General features: G+C 72.4%; 19 protein-coding genes. 8 read left to right on the top strand and 11 right to left on the bottom strand.

Features of this window, described 5'->3' with window-relative positions; genetic code table 11:
* Nucleotides 1-14 precede the first annotated feature (14 nt).
* The 5 genes from ACWDXC_RS05315 to ACWDXC_RS05295 are packed head-to-tail and all read right to left on the bottom strand — an operon-like array spanning nucleotide 15 to nucleotide 4642.
* Nucleotides 15-1178: a lipid-transfer protein gene (locus ACWDXC_RS05315; protein ID WP_449979787.1), complete on the bottom strand. Its 1164-nt coding sequence runs from the start codon at nucleotides 1176-1178 to the stop codon at nucleotides 15-17.
* A 5-nt stretch (nucleotides 1179-1183) separates the two neighbouring features.
* The gene (locus ACWDXC_RS05310) at nucleotides 1184-1594 is read right to left on the bottom strand and encodes a MaoC/PaaZ C-terminal domain-containing protein (protein WP_219500976.1); all 411 of its coding nucleotides are present in this window, start codon (nucleotides 1592-1594) and stop codon (nucleotides 1184-1186) included.
* Complete coding sequence (locus tag ACWDXC_RS05305; RefSeq protein ID WP_449978293.1) at nucleotides 1594-2481, bottom strand: bifunctional MaoC family dehydratase N-terminal/OB-fold nucleic acid binding domain-containing protein; 888 nt, start codon at nucleotides 2479-2481, stop codon at nucleotides 1594-1596. The genes ACWDXC_RS05310 and ACWDXC_RS05305 overlap by 1 nt, the downstream gene beginning before the upstream one ends.
* Nucleotides 2478-3632 (bottom strand): acyl-CoA dehydrogenase family protein, encoded by a 1155-nt coding sequence (locus ACWDXC_RS05300; protein ID WP_449978289.1) that lies wholly within the window; start codon nucleotides 3630-3632, stop codon nucleotides 2478-2480. Before ACWDXC_RS05300 ends, ACWDXC_RS05305 begins: the two co-directional genes overlap by 4 nt.
* Nucleotides 3632-4642 (bottom strand): acyl-CoA dehydrogenase family protein, encoded by a 1011-nt coding sequence (locus ACWDXC_RS05295; protein ID WP_449978286.1) that lies wholly within the window; start codon nucleotides 4640-4642, stop codon nucleotides 3632-3634. Before ACWDXC_RS05295 ends, ACWDXC_RS05300 begins: the two co-directional genes overlap by 1 nt.
* Nucleotides 4643-4828: 186 nt before the next feature.
* Here ACWDXC_RS05295 and ACWDXC_RS05290 point away from each other — a divergent pair, with 186 nt between their 5' ends.
* From ACWDXC_RS05290 to ACWDXC_RS05270, 5 genes are all read left to right on the top strand, one after another.
* Nucleotides 4829-5479, top strand: a complete 651-nt coding sequence (locus ACWDXC_RS05290) for a TetR family transcriptional regulator (protein WP_219500968.1) — start codon at nucleotides 4829-4831, stop codon at nucleotides 5477-5479.
* 56 nt (nucleotides 5480-5535) lie between these two features.
* The gene (locus ACWDXC_RS05285; protein WP_449978284.1) at nucleotides 5536-6531 is read left to right on the top strand and encodes a sigma-70 family RNA polymerase sigma factor; all 996 of its coding nucleotides are present in this window, start codon (nucleotides 5536-5538) and stop codon (nucleotides 6529-6531) included.
* A gap of 43 nt (nucleotides 6532-6574) precedes the next feature.
* Nucleotides 6575-7693, top strand: a complete 1119-nt coding sequence (locus tag ACWDXC_RS05280) for a steroid 3-ketoacyl-CoA thiolase (RefSeq protein WP_449979785.1) — start codon at nucleotides 6575-6577, stop codon at nucleotides 7691-7693.
* Nucleotides 7694-7782: 89 nt separating this feature from the next.
* Entirely contained in the window at nucleotides 7783-8808 is a 1026-nt protein-coding gene (locus ACWDXC_RS05275; protein WP_364175866.1) for an MBL fold metallo-hydrolase, read from the top strand.
* A 7-nt stretch (nucleotides 8809-8815) separates the two neighbouring features.
* The gene (locus tag ACWDXC_RS05270) at nucleotides 8816-9508 is read left to right on the top strand and encodes a FadR/GntR family transcriptional regulator (protein ID WP_449978280.1); all 693 of its coding nucleotides are present in this window, start codon (nucleotides 8816-8818) and stop codon (nucleotides 9506-9508) included.
* Nucleotides 9509-9537: 29 nt separating this feature from the next.
* Here the strand turns inward: ACWDXC_RS05270 and ACWDXC_RS05265 are convergent, their stop codons facing one another.
* The gene (locus ACWDXC_RS05265) at nucleotides 9538-10350 is read right to left on the bottom strand and encodes a hypothetical protein (RefSeq protein ID WP_449978278.1); all 813 of its coding nucleotides are present in this window, start codon (nucleotides 10348-10350) and stop codon (nucleotides 9538-9540) included.
* 14 nt (nucleotides 10351-10364) lie between these two features.
* The gene (locus ACWDXC_RS05260; protein WP_449978275.1) at nucleotides 10365-11177 is read right to left on the bottom strand and encodes a hypothetical protein; all 813 of its coding nucleotides are present in this window, start codon (nucleotides 11175-11177) and stop codon (nucleotides 10365-10367) included.
* 75 nt (nucleotides 11178-11252) lie between these two features.
* Between ACWDXC_RS05260 and ACWDXC_RS05255 the strand changes: the two genes are divergently transcribed.
* Nucleotides 11253-12200, top strand: a complete 948-nt coding sequence (locus ACWDXC_RS05255; RefSeq protein ID WP_449978272.1) for a DNA polymerase ligase N-terminal domain-containing protein — start codon at nucleotides 11253-11255, stop codon at nucleotides 12198-12200.
* Here the strand turns inward: ACWDXC_RS05255 and ACWDXC_RS05250 are convergent.
* Nucleotides 12155-13324, bottom strand: coding sequence for a Cmx/CmrA family chloramphenicol efflux MFS transporter (locus tag ACWDXC_RS05250; protein ID WP_449978269.1), 1170 nt, complete (start codon nucleotides 13322-13324; stop codon nucleotides 12155-12157). The two genes, ACWDXC_RS05255 and ACWDXC_RS05250, sit on opposite strands and share 46 nt — an antisense overlap.
* Before the next feature lie 202 nt (nucleotides 13325-13526).
* On the opposite strand from ACWDXC_RS05250, the gene ACWDXC_RS05245 reads away from it, so the two are divergent.
* Nucleotides 13527-13958, top strand: coding sequence for a GNAT family N-acetyltransferase (locus tag ACWDXC_RS05245; protein ID WP_219500947.1), 432 nt, complete (start codon nucleotides 13527-13529; stop codon nucleotides 13956-13958).
* On the opposite strand, the gene ACWDXC_RS05240 is transcribed toward ACWDXC_RS05245, so the two are convergent.
* Genes ACWDXC_RS05240 through ACWDXC_RS05230 form a run of 3 tightly spaced genes read right to left on the bottom strand, consistent with a single transcriptional unit; the run spans nucleotide 13946 to nucleotide 16898 of the window.
* Nucleotides 13946-14854, bottom strand: coding sequence for an aldo/keto reductase (locus ACWDXC_RS05240; protein ID WP_449978266.1), 909 nt, complete (start codon nucleotides 14852-14854; stop codon nucleotides 13946-13948). The genes ACWDXC_RS05245 and ACWDXC_RS05240 overlap by 13 nt on opposite strands.
* Nucleotides 14851-15603: an SDR family NAD(P)-dependent oxidoreductase gene (locus ACWDXC_RS05235; protein ID WP_449978264.1), complete on the bottom strand. Its 753-nt coding sequence runs from the start codon at nucleotides 15601-15603 to the stop codon at nucleotides 14851-14853. The genes ACWDXC_RS05240 and ACWDXC_RS05235 overlap by 4 nt, the downstream gene beginning before the upstream one ends.
* Nucleotides 15600-16898, bottom strand: coding sequence for an L-fuconate dehydratase (locus tag ACWDXC_RS05230; RefSeq protein ID WP_449978261.1), 1299 nt, complete (start codon nucleotides 16896-16898; stop codon nucleotides 15600-15602). Before ACWDXC_RS05230 ends, ACWDXC_RS05235 begins: the two co-directional genes overlap by 4 nt.
* A 205-nt stretch (nucleotides 16899-17103) precedes the next feature.
* Between ACWDXC_RS05230 and ACWDXC_RS05225 the strand changes: the two genes are divergently transcribed.
* Nucleotides 17104-18288, top strand: a complete 1185-nt coding sequence (locus tag ACWDXC_RS05225) for a cytochrome P450 (protein WP_449978258.1) — start codon at nucleotides 17104-17106, stop codon at nucleotides 18286-18288.
* Nucleotides 18289-18352 lie beyond the last annotated feature (64 nt).

Genomic DNA, 18352 nt, shown 5'->3' with positions numbered 1-18352 from the left:
ACTACCCTGGGTGATCAATCCGACACGCCGGACAGGATCAGCCCGCTGGTCGGCACCCCCGTTCCGGCCGTCACCAGCACGTTCCGCACGCCGTCCACCTGGTTGGCGGCGGTGCCGCGGAGCTGGCGCACGGCCTCGGCGATGCCGTTCATGCCGTGGATGTACGCCTCGCCGAGCTGCCCCCCGTGCGGGTTGACCGGCAGCCGCCCGCCGAGCTCGATGCCGCCGTCGCGCACGTACGCGGCGGCCTCGCCGCGCCCGCAGAACCCCAGCTCCTCCAGCTGCGTCAGGACGAACGGGGTGAAGTGGTCGTACAGGATCGCGGTCTGGACGTCGGCGGGCGTCAGCCCGGACATCTCCCACAACTGCCTGCCGACCACCGACATCTCCGGCAGGCCGGTCATGTCGTCGCGGTAGTAGCTCGTCATCATCATCTGCCCGGCGCCGGAGCCCTGGGCGGCGGCGGTGACGACGGCCGGGGTGCGGCGCAGGTCACGGGCGCGCCCGGTGGTGGTGACGACGAGCGCCACCGCGCCGTCGCTCTCCTGGCAGCAGTCGAGCAGCCGCAGCGGCTCGGCGATCCACCGCGACGCCTGGTGGTCGGCCAGCGTGATGGGCCTGCCGTGGAACCAGGCCGCCGGGTTCGTCGCCGCGTGCCGGCGCATGGCCACCGCCACCCGGCCCAGGTCCTCGGACGTGGCGCCGTAGGCGTGCAGGTAGCGACGGGCGAACATGGCCACCCACGCGGCGGGCGTCACCAGCCCGTACGGCACGTGCCAGCTCATCTCCATGCCCTGCGAGGACTGCTGCCCGGCGAGCCCCGCGTCCGGCCGGCCGAACCGGCGGCCCGAGCGCTCGTTGAAGGCCCGGTAGCAGACGACCGCGCGGGCCGCCCCCGTCGTGACGGCCATGGCCGCGTGCGCCACGGTCGCGCAGGCCGCGCCGCCGCCGTAGTCGACGCGGGAGAAGAAGCTCAGGTCGCCGATGCCGACCTCGCGGGCGACGGCGATCTCCTGGTTGGCGTCCTGCGTGAAGGTGACCAGGCCGTCGACCTCGGCCGGGGACAGCCCGGCGTCGTCCAGCGCCGCGAGCACCGCCTCGGCCGCCAGCCGCAGCTCCGAACGGCCCGAGTCCTTGCTGAACTCGGTCGCGCCGATGCCCGCGATCGCCGCGTCCAGGCGCGTCACGGCCGCACCTCCGGCAGCAGCAGGGTGACGGTCCCGGTGGCGTGGTCGCCGAGGCTGACCCTGCCCGTGACCCCCACCGTGACCTCGCCGTCCGCGAGCGCGGTGACGCCGCCCCGGAAGCTCAGCCGGTCACCCGCGTAGGCGGGCACGCCGAGCTTCACGTCGATCCGCCTGATCACGGCCTCCGGCCCGGCCCAGTCGGTCACGTACCGCTCGACCAGCCCCATCGTGGTCAGGATGTTGAGGAAGATGTCCTTCGCCCCCTGCCCCCTGGCGACCTGGACGTCGTGATGGACAGGGGTGAAGTCCATCGTGGCCAGCGCGGTGGAGACGACCACCGTGGGCGTGAGGTCGAGCGACAGCTCGGGCAGCGCCGCGCCCACCTCGACCTGATCTCGCGTCAGCATCACGGCTCCCCGGGCGTCCAGACGGGCAGGACCAGCTCGTCGTCCATCGGCCGGTACGCGACCCGTACCGGCATGCCGACCGCCACCGACTCCGGCGGGCAGTCGACCACGTTCCCCACGATCCGCACCCCTTCGGGCAGCTCCACGACCGCCACCACGAACGGCGTCTCGCGGCCCGGCACCGGCGGATGGTGGTGGACCACGTAGCTGTAGACGACGCCCTCGCCGCGCGCCACCACGTGGGCGCGGTTCACCGAGTGGCAGCGCGGGCACATCGGGCCCGGCGGGTGGCGCAGCTCGCCGCAGTCGGCGCAGCTCTGGACCCGCAGCTCGCCGCGCCGCACGCCGTCCCAGAAGAACGCGGTGTCACGGTTCACCGAGGGCCGCAGCGGGTACGGCTCGGCCCGTTTCTCCGGCGGCCGGAACTTCAGCACCCGGAACAGCATCTCGGCCACCGGCTCTCCCTCGCCGGCGTACCAGGTGACGACCCAGGTCGCGAAGAACCCCTCGCCGAGCGCGGTCCGCTTGGGCCCGGCCAGGCCGGTGAAGCGGGTGGCGGGGGTCAGCAGCTCGCCGACGCGCACGTAACGGTGGTAGGTCTGCTCGCAGTTGGTCGCCACCACGCCCGTGTAACCGGCCTCGTCCAGCGCGCCCATCATGACGCTCACCGGCGAGCGGTCGCCGGGCGCCGGCGCGGTCATCGTCCACACCTGCGCCATCGCGGGCGGGGCCAGGCCCCGGTCCAGGTAGACCGGGTTGCGGTCGCCCATCGCGGCCAGCCAGTGGCGGATCATCGGCACGTTCACCGGGTCGTCGGCCGGGGCCCCGGCCAGCTCGCCCAGCGCCGCCTGCTTGGCTGCCAGGTCCAGCAGCTCCTCGCCGGTCATCGGGGCGGCCTCGGCAGGCTCAGGCCGAGCATCGCGATCAGCTCCCGCTGCACCTCGTTGACGCCGCCGCCGAACGTCAGCACCACGGCGCCCTTGACCGCCCGGTCCGTCCGCTCGATCAGCTCGGCCGTCTCCGGATCGGCCGGGTCGCCGTAGCGGGCCAGCACGTCGCCGAGCAGCCGGCCGGCCTCCTGCATGCGCTCCGAGCCGTAGACCTTGGTGGCCGACGCGTCGGGGGCGCCCAGCCAGCCCAGGTCCATGTTGGCCGCGACCTGCCAGTTCAGCAGCTCGTTGGTGCGGAACCAGGCGCGCACCCGGCCGAGCGCGCGCCGTACGTCGGGCTCGTCCGCCAGCCCCGCGCGGCGGGCCCAGGTCAGGAAGCGGTCGTAGGTCTGGCCGAGGTTCCCGGCGGGGCCGAGCGTGACGCGCTCGTGGTTGAGCTGGTTGACGATCAGGTCCCAGCCCTTGTCCACCTCGCCCACCACCAGGTCCACGGGCACCCGCACGTCCGTGTAGTAGGTGGAGTTGGTGTGGTGGCGGCCGTCCATCGTGACGATCGGCGTCCAGGAGAAGCCCGGGTCGTCCGTCGGGACGATCATCATGGTGATGCCCTTGTGCTTCCTGGCCTCCGGGTTCGTGCGGGCGGCGAGCCAGATGTACTGGGCGTGGTGCGCGCCGCTGGTGAAGATCTTCTGCCCGTTGACGACGTAGTGGTCGCCGTCGAGCACCGCGGTCGTGCGCAGCGCGGCCAGGTCGGTGCCCGCCTCCGGCTCGCTGTAGCCGATGGCGAAATGGCACTCGCCGGCCAGGATGCTCGGCAGGAACCGCTCCTTCTGCTCCTCCGTGCCGTACTGCATGAGCGTCGGGCCGACCGTCTGAAGGGTGATGATCGGGTACGGGACTCCGGCGCGGGCGATCTCGTTGGCGAAGATCTGCTGTTCGAGCGGGCCGTGGCCGCCTCCGCCGTACTCCTTCGGCCAGCCGAGGCCCAGCTTGCCGTCACGGCCGAGGCGGCGACAATGCTCCAGGTACGCCTCGCCGAACGGGTCCTCGGCCAGCTTCGCCCGGTCCTCGGGGGTGAGGCAGCCGGCGAAGTACTCGCGCAGCTCGTCGCGGAGGCGGCGCTGCTCGGGGGTCAGGTCGATGTGCATCAGGCGAGCCCTCCGATCAGGTCGAGCTGGGCGTCGGCGCCGCCGAGCAGGTGCGTCAGGTGCTTGGCCTGGGCGAAGTAGCGGTGCAGCGGGTAGGTGACGTCCAGGCCGAGGCCGCCGTGCAGGTGCTGGCAGGTGTACAGCGCCCGCGCCGCCTCGTCGGCGTGCAGCGCGGCCACGGCCAGGTCCTCCTCGGCGGGCAGCCCGGCGTCCAGCCGCCAGGCGCCCGACCACATGGCCACGTCCAGCGCCCGGCCGGTGATGTAGACGTCGGCGATCTGCATGGTGACGGCCTGGAACTCGGCGAGCGCGCGGCCGAACTGCTTCCTGGTCCTGATGTGGGCGGTGGTCAGCTCCAGCGCGCCGGCCAGCACGCCGCTCGCCTGCGCCGTGACCGCCGCGGTGAACAGCCGCCGCACGTCGCCGGCCGCCTCCGGGCCGCCGACCCGCTCGGCGGGGCAGCGTTCCAGCGTGATCGTGGCGGCGGGCTCGCCGGTGGAGGTGAACTCGGGGGCGGCGGGCGGCGCGTGGACCAGGAACAGCCCCTGGTCGGCGGTGACCAGCACGTCGCCGCCGGGATGGGTGACCCCGGACTTGCTGCCCGTCAGGAACCAGCCCGCGGCCAGGTCGGCGGGCGCCCGCTCGGCGATGGTCACGGGCGGCGCGGTCAGCGGGCGGCCGGGCTCCCGGATCGCCACCGAGGCGGGGGTCTCGCCGGACAGGCGGCGCTGCTGCCCGGGGCTGCCGTGCCGGCTCACGGCCAGCGTGCTGACCAGCGTCTCGCGTAACGGGCCCGGCGCGGCCCTGGCGCCCAGCTCGCGCAGCACGACCGCCATCTCGACCGGCCCCAGCCCGGCGCCGCCCGCGTGCTCGGGCACGCAGATCGCCGTCAGGCCCGCCTCGCGCAGCGCGTCCCACAGCCGGGCCGCGTCCTGCCCGTCCTCCCTGGCCAGCAGCTCCGCGGTGAGGGTACGCAGGTCCCGCTGGGTCTCGTCGAGGTTGAAGTCCATGCACCACCACCAAGCGCTCGGTCGGTAGAATGGCAAACTAGAACAGATTCTAATATCTGTCCAGAGGGCACCCATTTCGACAAGTCCAGATATAGCCGTGTAACGCCAAAGACATGCATCTATACGGCTTGTTAGTGACTGGCGAGTAACAAGCCGGGTTATCGAGAAATCAGATAACGTGTTCTCATGCGCACTCCGCAGGCGGACGTCGCCACGCCCCCCGCCGACCCCGAGGGGCCGACGGAGCACCACCCCGCGCCCGGCGGCAACAGCGCCCGCTCACGCAGCCAGCACCAGCGCCGCAAGCGCATCGTCCAGGCCGCCGCGGCCCTCGCCTCGCGCGGCGGCGTCGAGGCGATGCAGATGCGCACGGTCGCCGAGCGGGCCGGCGTCGCCCTCGGCACCCTCTACCGCTACTTCCCGTCCAAGATGGACCTGGTCGTGGCCGTGGTCGGCGAGGAGATCGACCTCCTCGAAAGCAGCATCCAGCGCCGCCCGCCGAGCTCCCCCACCCCGTCCGGCCGCGCCGTCGACGTGCTGATGCGCGCCACCCGCGGCCTCATGCGCGAGCCCGAGCTGGCCGACGCCCTCATCAGGTCGCTGATCCTGGCCGAGGTCGAGACCCCGTTCGGCGACCGCATGACCGGCCTGCTGCTGCGCGTCTCGGCCGGCGGCCTCGACCCGGCGCGGGCGTCGGAGGAGCAGCTCGCCCTGGCCGGCTCCCTGTCGAGCATCTGGGTCCAGGAGCTGCTGGAGATGCTGCGCGGCCGGCGCACCTACGACCAAATCCAGCGCCGCATCGAGATCGCCTCCGACCGCCTGCTGAGCGACCTCTGACCTGCCCTTTCGCGGAGAAGAGGCGATCTGTCGGTGGCGTCGTCTATACAGGGGGTATGAGCGACAAGCCGTCCAACGAGGACTTCCTCCGGCAGGCTGACCCGATGCGCCGGGAGCTGCTCGCGCACTGCTATCGCATGATGGGGTCGGTGCACGACGCGGAGGATCTCGTCCAGGAGACCTATCTGCGTGCCTGGCGGGCCTACGACGGGTTCGAGGGGCGCTCGTCCCTGCGCACGTGGCTCTATCGCATCGCCACCACCCAGTGCCTGACCGCGCTCGACAGCCGGGGCCGCCGCCCGATGCCGACGGGCCTGGGCGCGCCCGCCACCGAGCCGAGCGCGCCGCTGGTGCAGCGGGGCGAGGTGCCGTGGCTGGAGCCGGTGCCCGACGGGATGGTGGGCGCGGGCGGCGACGACCCGGCCGCGATCGTCACCTCGCGCGAGAGCATCCGGCTCGCGCTCGTCGCGGCCCTGCAGCACCTGCCGCCGCGCCAGCGCGCGGTGCTGATCCTGCGCGACGTGCTCAAGTGGCGCGCGGCCGAGGTCGCCGAGGCGCTCGAGACCACGACCACCGCCGTCAACAGCATCCTGCAGCGCGCCCGCGCCCAGCTCGCGCAGGTCGCGCCCAGCCTCGACGACCGCCCGCAGCCGCTGACGCCCGAGCAGAGCGAGCTGCTCGACCGCTACGTGGCCGCGTTCGAGAGCTACGACATCAAGACGATCGTCGACATGTTCACCAAGGAGGCGATCTGGGAGATGCCGCCCTTCGAGGGGTGGTATCAGGGGCCCGACGCGATCGTCGAGCTCGTCGAGACCCAGTGCCCGGCCCAGGCGCCGGGCGATCTGCGGCTGGTGTCGGTGCGGGCCAACGGCCAGCCGGCGTTCGCCCTGTACTTCCGGGAGGGCGACGGCTACCGGCGCTTCTCGCTGCTGGTGATCGACTTCGACGGCCCGCTGATCAGCCATGTGGCGATGTTCTTCGACCTGGCGCTGTTCGAGCTGTTCGAGCTGCCGGAGAGCCTGCCCGCCGGGGCTTTCGCGGCTAACTAGAACCGGTTACAGTCGCCACCAGAGCATCGTTCTGGAGGTGGCTGTGGGCACACCCGTGATCGTCGAGGCCGTACGCACGCCGATCGGCAAGCGCGGCGGCTGGCTGGCCGGCCACAAACCGCAGCAGGTGCTGGCCACGGCGCTGAACGGCCTGCTGGCCCGCTCCCGCCTCGATCCCGCCGCGGTCGAGCAGGTGTTCGCCGGCTGCGTGACGCAGGCCGGTGAGCAGGGCGGTCACGTCGGGCGGCACGCCTGGCTCTACGCCGGGCTGCCCTACCAGACGGGCGTCACGACCGTCGACGCGCAGTGCGGCTCCTCGCAGCAGGCCGTGCACCTGGCGGCGGCGATGGCCCGCGCCGGGGTGATCGACGTGGGCGTGGGCTGCGGCGTCGAGGTGATGAGCCGGGCGCCGCTCGGCAGCAACGTGTTACCGGCCCAGCCCCGGCCCGACGACTGGAGCATCGACCTGCCCGACCAGTTCACCGCGGCCGAGCGGATCGCCCGGCGGCGCGGGCTCACGCGCGAGCGGCTCGACTGGTTCGGCGCGCGGTCGCAGCGGCTCGCGGCGCGGGCCTGGGCGGGCGGCCGGTTCGCCCGGGAGATCGTGCCCGTCGGCGAGGTCAGCCGCGACCAGGGGCTGCGCGAGACCACCGTCGAGGGCCTGGCCGCGCTCAAGCCGGTCCAGGGCGAGGGCACGCTGCACACCGCCGGGACCTCCTCGCAGATCTCCGACGGGGCCGCCGCCGTGCTGGTGATGAGCGAGGAGGCCGCGGCCAGGCACGGGCTGCGCCCGAGGGCGCGGATCCTGGCCCAGGCGCTCGTCGGCGCGGAGCCGTACTTCCATCTGGACGGGCCGGTGGACGCGACGGCGAAGGCGCTCGCGGCGGCCGGCATGTCGGTGGGCGACATCGACAGGTTCGAGGTGAACGAGGCGTTCGCGTCGGTGGTGCTGTCGTGGGCGAGCGTGCACCAGCCGGACTTCGACCGCGTCAACGTCAACGGCGGCGCGATCGCGCTCGGCCACCCGGTCGGCGCGACCGGCGCGCGGCTGATCACCACGGCGCTGCACGAGCTGGAGCGCTCGGACTCGGCGACGGCCCTGGTCACGATGTGCGCGGGCGGCGCGCTGGCCACGGCCACGATCCTTGAGCGGATCACGTGACAGGACGGATCCCGAAAAATCATTCCCATCCACCCGCCCCCGCACCCACACTCGACGAAGACCACGCACGCACGACGGGGGCCACTCCAATGACACGAACGCGGCGCAGGCCGTTCACCGAACAGCGCACCCAGGACCTCGGCGGCGGGGTGTGGAGCGTGCCCGTGCCGATCCCCGGCAACCCGCTCGGCTACACGCTCGTGTACGCCGTCGAGTCGCCCAACGGCCCCCTGCTCGTCGACGCGGGCTGGAACCACCCCGACGCCTGGGCGGCGCTGTGCGACGGGCTGGCCGCCGCCGGCATGGCCGTGGCCGACGTCAGCGGCGTGGTCGTCACCCACTTCCACCCCGACCACGCCGGGCTCGCCGGGCAGGTCAGGCAGGAGTCGGGCGCCTGGATCGCGATGCACGAGGCCGACGCGGCGCTGGTCGCGATGATGCACGGGCTGGCCCGCGACGAGCACCGGGACTTCCAGGCCGAGATGCTGCGGCGGGCCGGCGCGGACCCCGAGGCGGTCGCGGCGGCGTCCGGCGGCAGGGGCGAGCCGCCCGCGCGGCCGGACCGGGAACTGCGCGACGGCGACCTGATCGACCTGCCCGGCCGGAAGCTGCGGGCCGTGCACACGCCGGGCCACACCCCCGGCCACGTCTGCCTGCACCTGGAGGACGCCGACCGGCTGTTCACCGGCGATCACGTCCTGCCCGGCATCACCCCGCACATCGGGATCTACCCCTTCGACCGGGACGACGTCGACCCGCTGGGGGACTTCCTGGACTCGCTGCACCGGGTGGGCGAGCTCGGCCCGCTCGACGCCCTGCCCGCCCACGAGTGGACTTTTCCGGATGTGGCGGCACGGGCGGCCCAGATCCGCGATCATCACGAGGAGAAGCTCGAACGACTCCACGCCCAGCTCCGCGACCGGTCCGAGCCGCCGACCATCTGGGAGACCGCCGCCATGATGACCTGGAACCGGCCCTGGTCCGACCTGCCGCCGATGCTGCGCGGCCTGGCCGCCGGCGAGGCCGCCGCCCACCTGCGCACGCTGGAGGCCCGCGGCGCGATCCGCCGCGTTCCCGGCGACGGCGCCGTACGGTTCCAGGCCCTAGACTCCTAGACATCCGATGTCCAGGGGGAAGATCGTGGCGGTCACCGACGCGGCCATCGACCGGATCAAGCAGATGATCCTCTCCGGCGAGCTGGCCCCCGGCGACCGGCTGCCCAAGGAGGCCGACCTGGCCGAGCGCCTCGGACTGTCACGCAACTCGCTGCGCGAGGCCGTCCGGGCGCTGGCCCTGATCAACGTCCTGGACGTGCGGCAGGGCGACGGCACCTACGTGACCAGCCTGGAGCCCCGGCTGCTGCTCGACACCCTGTCGTTCGTGCTCGACCTGCACCGCGACGACACCGTCATCCAGTTCTTCGAGGTGCGCCGCATCCTCGAGCCCGCCGCCACCGCGCTGGCCGCCGAGCTGATGACCGACGAGGAGATCGACGAGCTGCGCACCATCCTGGAGGCGCTGCCCGCAGATCCGACCATTGAGGAGCTCGTCGCCAACGACCTGGAGTTCCACCACCGCATCGCGCGCGGGTCGGGCAACAGCGTGCTGTGCTCGTTCGTCGAGAGCCTGTCCGGGCCCACCACCAGGGCCCGGATCTGGCGCGGCCTCACCCAGGAAGGCGCCCTGGACCGGACCCGCGAGCAGCACGCGGCCATCTACGAGGCCATCGCCGCCCGCCAGGCCGACGTGGCCCGGTCCTGGGCCACGGTCCACATAGCGGGCGTCGAATCCTGGCTGCGCAAGGCCCTGCCCTAGGGGCCTGGCCTGGTGGCCGGGCCCGCGGGCTAGTGGGCGGCCCGGCCCTTGAGGCTCAGGCCGGTCGGGAAGCTCGGCACCTTGCCGACCTCGTTCGACGCGATGACCTCCTCGACGCCCGGCATCGGGATCATCTGCCAGCGGCCCCACTCGGAGAAGCGGGTGTCGACCCTCTTCAGCCACGCGCCCTTGGGCGAGTAGTTGGTCGTCATGAAGCGCTGGATCACCCCGGAGGAGTTGGTCCAGAGCTGCCACTTGATCTTCGACTTGGCCTTGGCCTTCGACTTGACCCCGTCCACGTCCACGGCGTAGTGGTCGCGTGCCACCTTGTTCAGCTCGGCGTAGGTCACGTCACCCTGGAAGTGGTAGCCGCCCGAGACGGCCTTGCCCTTCGCGCCCTTCAGCGTGACCTGGAGGCTCGCCGGGTCGAACACGTCGATCGTCTGCTGCGTGGTCCAGAACTCGGGCGCGACCTGGCCCTTCGGGTAGCGGTAGGCGACCCAGTTCTTGTCCTTGGGCAGCGGGACGTCGGAGGTCGTGTAGAGGGCGTCGCCGCCGGCCACGGCCTCCGTCTCGTCCTCGGGGTCGGTGGCGTTCACGTCGCGCACGGTCAGGTACGCGGCCACGGGCCCGCGGGTGCCGAACTGGATGCCGCCCTGCCGCCGGGTCGGCGGCTCGGCGTCACGCAGGCGCGCGACCTCGGTGAAGTCGACGCCCCGCTCGGCGCGGAACTGCTTCTTCATCGCCTGCACCGGGTCGGGCGCGGCGGCGCTCTGCGCGGAGGCGGCAGTGGGGGCCAGCGTGAAACTCGCGGCGGCCACCAGAACGATCCATCGTCTCATCGGGGGGTTCATCCTCATCTGGAAGTACGGAACGGGCCGAGATCGAAGCCGGGCTCGTCGTAGGGCTGGTCCAGGAGCTCGCGCCAGGACATGGCCTCGTCGGCCGGCGGCAGGGGTATGGTCATCCGCTGCCCCCACCCGGAGTAGCGGGTGTCGGCGCCGCCGCCGAGCCGGTTGCTCATCAGGCGGGTGACCAGCCCCTGCTTGTCGGTCCAGAGCCGCCAGGAGACCTTCCGCTTGGCGAACTCGCCGGCGACGTCCCTGCCGAACTGCGCGGCGTAGTGCTTCGGGGCCGCCTTGAAGAGGTCGCCGTACGTCACGGCCCCCTGATAGAGGTGACCGCCCGGCACGCTCTTGACCTTGGCGCCCTTGAGGATCGCCTTCAGGATCGCCGGATCGAGCGGGTTGATCGTCTGGCTGCTGAGGATCAGGCCGGGCACCGGGGTGACCTTGGTGCCCTTGTCGGGCTCGAACACGACCCACTTCTTGCCCGGGGGCAGATCCGGCGCGGAGAGATAGAGCTGAACAGGCGTCATGATCAGCTCTACCTCGGTGCCCTGCTCCTCGCCCTTCTTCTGAACGGCGGAGAACGTCATGTACGAGGCGACGGGCCCGCTCGCACCGAACTGGATCCCGCCCTTGGCGCGGACCCGGGTCACCGATGCGTCGCCCGTCATGCGGGACACCTCGGTGAAGGTGACGCCGTGTTCGGCGCGGAACTGCCTCTTCAGGGCCTGTACGGGGTCCGGCGGCGCGGGCTGCGCGGCGGCGGCGTCCGGTGCCAGCGCGACCAGTGCGGCGACCGCCAGGACGATCCAGCGTCTCATTGCACGTCTTCATCCTCATGGGGGGAAATGCGGATAGATCATCCTTGCAGAGCCATAACCGGGTAGGAGCCATTTGTGGCCGACAAACTTCACAAATACCGGAGCAAACGCGACGCCAGCCGCACCCCCGAACCCGTCCCCCAGGACGCGCCACGCCCCCAGGACGGTGACGCGTTCGTCATCCAGGAGCACCACGCCCGCTCCCTGCACTGGGACCTGCGCCTGGAACGCGACGGCGTGCTCGTCTCGTGGGCCGTCCCCAAGGGCCTCCCGCCCGACCCCGGCACCAACCATCTGGCCGTCCACACCGAGGACCACCCGATGGAGTACCTCACCTTCCACGGCGAGATCCCCAAGGGCGAGTACGGCGGCGGCACGATGACGATCTGGGACCGGGGCACGTACGAGACGGAGAAGTGGTCGGAGCGGGAGGTCAAGATCGTCCTGCACGGGGAGCGGGCGGAGGGCAGGTTCGTGCTGTTCCGGACGGACGGCAAGAACTGGATGATCCACCGCATGGACCCGCCCGTGACCGACCCGTTCCCCGACGTGGCGCCGATGCTGCCGGTCCGGCGCAAGGCGCCGCCGCGCGACGCCGCCGCGTACGCCTTCGAGTTCGCCTGGGGCGGGCGGCGGCTGCTCGTCCCGATCCAGGGCGGGCGCACGGACGCGGCCAGGGAGCACCCGTGGCTGCGCCCGCTCGCGGAGTCGTTCGGCAGCCGCACGGCGGTGCTGGACGGCGAGCTGACCACGCTCGCGGGCGCGGAGGTGCTGATCTTCTACGACCTGCTGTACGACGACGGGCACGCGCTGGTGGATCGCCCGTACCGGGAGCGGCGGGCGGCGCTGGAGGCGCTCGGCCTGTCGGGCGCCCGCTGGCAGACCGCCCCCTCCTGGCCGGGTGAGGCGGCCCCGGTCCGGCAGGCGGCCCGCGAGCAGGGGCTGCCGGGCGTCGTCGGCAAGCGCCTGGACTCCCCCTACGAGCCCGGCGAGTCGGCGGCCTGGGTGTTCGTCCCCTCCTGACGCCGGATGAGGACGGCGAAGGCGAGGGCGACCAGCAGCGCGCTCACCCACAGCGGCGAGCGGAACCCGTGGCCCGCACCGATGGCCAGGCCGCCCAGCCAGGGGCCGAGCGCCGCGCCGACGTTGAACGCCGCCGTGGCGAACGCGCCGCCCAGCCTCGGCGCGCCCGCCGCCGCGTACAGGACCTGGGAGATCAGCGTCGAGCCGACGGCGAAGGCGAGCGTGCCCTGGGTGAGCACGAGCACCACCGCCGCCACCGGGCTCCCGGCGGCCAGCGCGAACACCACCCACCCGGCCAGCAGGCACGCGCCGCCGGCCGTCAGCAGCCGCGCGGGCCGCGTGTCGGCCAGGCGACCGGCGGCGGTCACGCCCGCGAACGACCCGGCGCCGAACAGCGCCAGCACGACCGGCACCCAGGCCGCCCCCAGCCCGGCGACCTCGGTGACCACGGGCGCCAGGTACGTGTAGGCGCAGAAGGTCGCCCCGTTGACCAGCGCGCCGAGCAGCAGCGTCACCCGCAGCCGCCCGTCACGCAGCACCCGCAGTTCCTCGCGCGCCCCCGAGGGGGCCGAGTCCGCGCGGGTCGCGGGCACGGCCCGCAGGATCGCCACGAAGGCGGGGACCGACACCAGGGCCACCGCCCAGAACGCCGAGCGCCACCCCCACACCTGGCCGAGCAGCGCCCCGGCGGGCACCCCCGCGACGCAGGCGACGGTGACGCCGCCGAGCAGGACGGCGGTGGCCCGGCCCTTGGCGTCGGGCGCGACCATGCCGGCCGCCGCCGAGAGCGCCACGGCCAGGAACCCGGCGTTGGCCAGCGCCCCGGCCACCCGGGTGAGCAGCAGCACGTCGAAGCTCGTGGTGACCGCGCCGAGCACGTGCACGAGCGTGAAGATCGCGAGGAACGCCAGCAGCGCCCGCCGCCGGGGCCAGCGCAGGCTGAGGATCGCCATCAGCGGCGCGCCGACGATCATGCCGACGGCGAAGGCCGTGGTCAGCTGACCGGCGGCGGGAATGGAGACGCCCAGCTCCTGGGCGATGCCCGGCACCAGACCGGACAGCATGAACTCGGACGTGCCCATGGCGAACACGGCGAGGCCGAGCAGGTATACGACGAAAGGCATGAAGAGGCTCCGCACCCAGAGGAAGATCGGCAGGACATGCGGCAGCGGTGATCCGGAGCTCTCACTCGTGACAGGAACGGCGAAAGGCCACCGGACGACCGGTGGCTAGTGTCTTGACGCCTCTGGGCTGGACATGCCGGGCAACCTAGCAAGGCCGCCCCGGTGGGGCCAACCGGTTTTTCGGATGGGCGATACTCGCCAGATGCTGATTTCCGAAATATCGCCCGACAGAGCCCTCTTCGACGTGCAGCGTGCCGCCTATGCCGTCGAGGCGGAGCTCATCGGCGACGACCGCATCCCGCCCCTGCGCGAGAGCCTGGACGACCTGCTGGCCCAGCCGCTGCGCTGGCTCGGCGCGCTGGACGGGGAGCGGCTGCTGGGGGCGATCGCCTGGACGGAGAGCGACGAGGAGGTGGACGTGGACCGGCTCGTCGTCGATCCGGCGGCGCACCGGCGCGGCATCGGCCGGGCCCTGGTCACCGAGGTCATCGCCAGGGCGGGCGAGCGGCGGATCGTGGTGTCGACCGGGCGAGACAACGTACCGGCCCGGACTCTGTACGAGAAGCTGGGATTCGTCCTGAAGAGTGAGTTCGAGCCGATCCCCGGGCTGTGGGTCGTCGGCTACGCGCGCTGAAGGTCCGCCCACAGGGCGTCCGGCACCGGGCGCCGCCACAGGGCGGCGTTGGCGCGCACCTCCTCCGGCGAGCGCGCGCCCAGCACGACGGCGGCGACCGCCGGGTGGCGCAGCGGGAAGGCCATCGCCGCCTGCGGCAGCGTCACCCCGTGCGCCTCGCACACGCGGGCCAGCCGGGTGGCGCGGGCGACCAGCCGGGCCGGGGCGGGCCGGTAGTCGTAGGCGCCCGACGGGGTGTGGGTCGCCAGCAGGCCGCTGTTGAAGACGCCCGCCGCCAGCACCCGGGTGCCGCGCGCCGCGCACTCCTCCAGCAGCGGCAACCCCGACCGGTCGAGCAGCGTGTAGCGGCCGGCCAGCATCACCACGTCCACGTCCGTCTCCCGGACGAACCGCAGCGGCGCCTGCCACTGGTTCATGCCGACGCCGACGGCCTTGACCACGCCCTGCGCGCGCAGCTCGGCCAGCGCCGGGTACGCCTCGTCGAGCGCCTGCTCCAGATGGTCGTCCGGGTCGTGGATGAGCGCCAGATCCACGTACGGGAGTCCGAGCCTGGACAGGGAGTCGTCCAGGGAGCGCAGCACGCCGTCACGCGAGAAGTCCCACCGCCGCTCGAAGGCGGCGGGGACGTCGAAGCCCTCGTCGTCGGCGCCGCCACGGCCGGACGGGACGAGCAGCCGGCCGACCTTGGTCGACAGCACGTAGCCGGTGCGGCCCGCCAGCGCGGCGCCGAGGCGGCGCTCCGACAGGCCGAGCCCGTAGTGCGGCGCGGTGTCGAACAGGCGCACGCCGCTGTCCCACGCGGCCTCGACCGTGGCCCGCGCCTGCTCGTCACCCACCGCCTCGTACAGGTTGCCGATGGGCGCGCCGCCGAACCCGAACCGCGGCAGCTCGATCACCTGAGCTCCTCAACCGGCCCGCCGGGCCGGAGCCGCAGCCCCTGCATGCCGCCGTCGACCGCGAGCGCCGTCCCGGTGGTGGCGCCGGCGTCCGGGCCGGCCAGGTACGCGATCGCCGCCGCGACCTCCTCCGCGCTGACCAGGCGGCCCATCGGCTGCCTGGCGCGCAGCGCCTCCCGTTCCGCCTCGGGGTCGTCGGCGGCGTCGAGCAGCCGGGCGACCCACGGCGTGTCGGCGGTGCCCGGATTGACGCAGTTGACCCGGATGCCCTCGCGGACGTGGTCGGCCGCCATGGCGAGGGTCAGCGACTGCACCGCGCCCTTGGTCGCGCTGTAGAGGGCGCGGCCGGGCAGCCCGGCGGTGGCCGCCACGGAGCACGTGTTGACGATCGAGGCGTGCGCCGACCGGCGCAGGTACGGCAGCGCCGCCCGAGCCACCCGGACCATGCCGAACACGTTGACGTCGAACACCCGCCGCCACTCGGCGTCGTCGTTGTCCTCGACCGTGCCCTGCGCGCCGATGCCCGCGTTGTTGACCAGGATGTCGATGCCGCCCAGGCGCTCGGCCGCCTCCGCGACGGCCCGGCGTACCTGCTCGTCGTCGGTCACGTCGGCCTTGACGCCGACGAACGGCTCGCCGGGCGGGTCCAGGTCGAGACAGGCGACGCGCATGCCGCGCCCGGCTAACAGGGTGGCGGTGGCCAGGCCGATGCCTGAGCCGCCTCCGGTGACGACGGCTTTGAGCGTCATGCGTCCCTCCAGACCGCGCCGCCCGGGTAGGTGTGGGCGGCGACCGACTCGGCGTGCATCGCGGCGCTGAACCCGGGCGCCGCAGGGGCCCGGTAGCGGCCGTTCTCGATCACCACCGGGTCGGTGAAGTGCTCATGCAGGTGGTCCACGTACTCGATCACCCGCCCGTCCAGGGTGCCGCTGACGGCCACGTAGTCGAACATGGCCAGGTGCTGCACCAGCTCGCACAGCCCGACGCCGCCCGCGTGCGGGCACACTGGCACGCCGAACCTGGCCGCGAGCAGCAGGATCGCGAGGTTCTCCGGCAGCCCGCCGACCCGGGCGGCGTCGATCTGCAGGTAGGAGATCGCGCCGGCCTGGAGGAGCTGCTTGAAGATGATCCGGTTCTGGACGTGCTCGCCGGTGGCGACCGGCACGGGGCTGACGCCCTCGGCGATCGCCGCGTGGCCGAGCACGTCGTCGGGGCTGGTCGGCTCCTCGACCCAGTGCGGGGCGTACGGCTTGAGCGCGGTCACCCAGTCGATGGCCGTCCCGACGTCCCAGCGCTGGTTGGCGTCGATCGCGATGGGGAAGTCCGGGCCGCACACCTCGCGGGCCACCTTGAGCCGGCGCACGTCGTCGGCCAGGTCGGCGCCGACCTTGAGCTTGATCTGGCCGAAGCCCTGGTCGAGGGCCTCCCGGCAGAGGCGGCGCAGCTTGTCGTCGGGGTAGCCGAGCCAGCCGGGCGAGGTGGTGTAGGCGGGGTAGCCGTCGGCCCGGAGGCGGGCGATCCGCTCAGCCTTCCCCTTTTCCGCCTTTTTCAGGATTTCGAGTGCTTGGCCGGGTATCAGGGCGTCGCTGAGATAGCGGAAGTCGATCAGCGCGACGATCTCCTCGGGCGGCATCTCCGACAGCAGCAGCCACACCGGCTTGCCCGCCCGCCTGGCCTTCAGGTCCCACAGCGCGTTGACCACGGCGGAGATCGCCATGTGCATGACGCCCTTCTCCGGCCCCAGCCAGCGAAGCTGCGAGTCGTAGACCATCTCCCTGTACAGCGCGCCCAGGTCCTCGGCGTCCCGGCCGATCACGTACGGCCTGAGCGCGCCGATCGCCGCCGTCTGCACGTCGTTGCCGCGCCCGATCGTGAACGCGAACCCGTGCCCCTCGAACCCGTCGTCCGTCCGCAGCACCACGTAGGCGGCCGAGTAATCAGGGTCGGGGTTCATGGCGTCGGAGCCGTCCAGCTCCCGCGAGGTGGGGAAGCGCACGTCGTGCGTCTCCATCCCGACGATCCGGTACGAGCCTCCCGCGCCCATGCCACCCCGCACTCATCGGATGTCTGTATCGTCATGCTGATCCCGCCCTCGGACACTGTCAAGGACCGGATCATCGTCTTCCGGAAGACATCGGATCATCGCCTCCCCGTGCCGCACCCGCTCCTTGACGGTCGTACAGTGCCGTAATAGAACACGTTTCAGTACGGCTTTCCTGTACCAAGCGCTTGATAAGAGGGTGAACCGGGTGCACATCGACCTTGTCGACCAGGACCGCTACGCCACCGCAGGACCGCCCCACGAGCAGTTCGCCTGGCTGCGCGCCCACGACCCCGTGCACTGGCACGAGGGCGAACCGGGCTTCTGGGCCGTCACCCGCCACGAGGACGTCGTGCACGTGTCGCGGCACTCCGACCTGTTCTCCTCGTCGCGGCGGCTGGCCCTGTTCAACGAGATGCCCGAGGAACAGCGGGCACTGCAACGCCTGATGATGCTCAACCAGGACCCGCCCGACCACACCCGGCGCCGCTCGCTCGTCAACCGCGGCTTCACCCCTCGGACCATCGGCGCCCTCGAACAGCACATCCGCGACATCTGCGACGACCTGCTCGACAAGTGCGGCACCGAAGCCGACTTCGTCACCGAAGTCGCCGCGCCCCTCCCGCTCTACGTCATCTGCGAGCTCCTCGGCGCCCCCGTCACCGACCGCGACAAGCTCTTCAGCTGGTCCAACCGCATGATCGGCGCCCAGGACCCCGACTACGCCGACACCCCCGAAGAAGGCGCCGCCGCCGCGGCCGAGGTCTACGCCTACGCCAACCAGCTCGCCGCCCAGCGCCGCGCCAACCCCAAGGACGACATCGTCACCAAGCTCATCCAGCCGGACGACAGCGGCGAGACCCTCGACGAGAACGAGTTCGACCTGTTCGTCCTCCTCCTCGTCGTCGCCGGCAACGAGACCACCCGCAACGCGGCCTCCGGCGGCATGCTCGCCCTCTTCGACCACCCCGACCAGTGGAACCGCCTCGTCGCCGACCCCACGCTCGCCCGCACCGCCGCCGACGAGATCGTCCGCTGGGTCTCCCCCGTCAACCTCTTCCGCCGCACCTCCACCGCCGACCAGATGCTCGGCGACCGGCAGATCAAGGAAGACGACAAGGTCGTGGTCTTCTACTCCTCCGCCAACCGCGACACCGCCGTCTTCCCCGACGCCGAGACGTTCGACATCGGCCGCGACCCCAACCCGCACATCGGCTTCGGCGGCGGCGGCGCCCACTTCTGCCTCGGCAACCACCTCGCCAAGCTGGAGCTCCGCATCCTCTTCGAGCAGCTCGCCCGCCGCTACCCCCGCCTCACCCAGACCGGCGAGGCCCGCCGCCTGCGCTCGAACTTCATCAACGGCATCAAGGAACTCCCGGTCAAACTCGCCTAGCCAGCAGGAACACGGCCTCCACCGGGGGGACGGGCCCGAGCCCGCCCCTCCCTCTCGGGGTGCC

Source organism: Nonomuraea sp. NPDC003214, assembly GCF_053590035.1.
This window is presented reverse-complemented; position numbering and strand designations above follow the sequence as displayed.

Coding starts and splice junctions, on each gene's coding strand:
- ACWDXC_RS05310 (WP_219500976.1), bottom strand. CDS start 1,594: ATGCTGACGCGAGATCAGGTCGAGGTGGGCGCGGCGCTGCCCGAGCTG.
- ACWDXC_RS05305 (WP_449978293.1), bottom strand. CDS start 2,481: ATGACCGGCGAGGAGCTGCTGGACCTGGCAGCCAAGCAGGCGGCGCTG.
- ACWDXC_RS05300 (WP_449978289.1), bottom strand. CDS start 3,632: ATGCACATCGACCTGACCCCCGAGCAGCGCCGCCTCCGCGACGAGCTG.
- ACWDXC_RS05295 (WP_449978286.1), bottom strand. CDS start 4,642: ATGGACTTCAACCTCGACGAGACCCAGCGGGACCTGCGTACCCTCACC.
- ACWDXC_RS05290 (WP_219500968.1), top strand. CDS start 4,829: ATGCGCACTCCGCAGGCGGACGTCGCCACGCCCCCCGCCGACCCCGAG.
- ACWDXC_RS05285 (WP_449978284.1), top strand. CDS start 5,536: ATGAGCGACAAGCCGTCCAACGAGGACTTCCTCCGGCAGGCTGACCCG.
- ACWDXC_RS05275 (WP_364175866.1), top strand. CDS start 7,783: ATGACACGAACGCGGCGCAGGCCGTTCACCGAACAGCGCACCCAGGAC.
- ACWDXC_RS05270 (WP_449978280.1), top strand. CDS start 8,816: ATGTCCAGGGGGAAGATCGTGGCGGTCACCGACGCGGCCATCGACCGG.
- ACWDXC_RS05265 (WP_449978278.1), bottom strand. CDS start 10,350: ATGAGACGATGGATCGTTCTGGTGGCCGCCGCGAGTTTCACGCTGGCC.
- ACWDXC_RS05260 (WP_449978275.1), bottom strand. CDS start 11,177: ATGAGACGCTGGATCGTCCTGGCGGTCGCCGCACTGGTCGCGCTGGCA.
- ACWDXC_RS05250 (WP_449978269.1), bottom strand. CDS start 13,324: ATGCCTTTCGTCGTATACCTGCTCGGCCTCGCCGTGTTCGCCATGGGC.
- ACWDXC_RS05245 (WP_219500947.1), top strand. CDS start 13,527: ATGCTGATTTCCGAAATATCGCCCGACAGAGCCCTCTTCGACGTGCAG.
- ACWDXC_RS05235 (WP_449978264.1), bottom strand. CDS start 15,603: ATGACGCTCAAAGCCGTCGTCACCGGAGGCGGCTCAGGCATCGGCCTG.
- ACWDXC_RS05230 (WP_449978261.1), bottom strand. CDS start 16,898: ATGGGCGCGGGAGGCTCGTACCGGATCGTCGGGATGGAGACGCACGAC.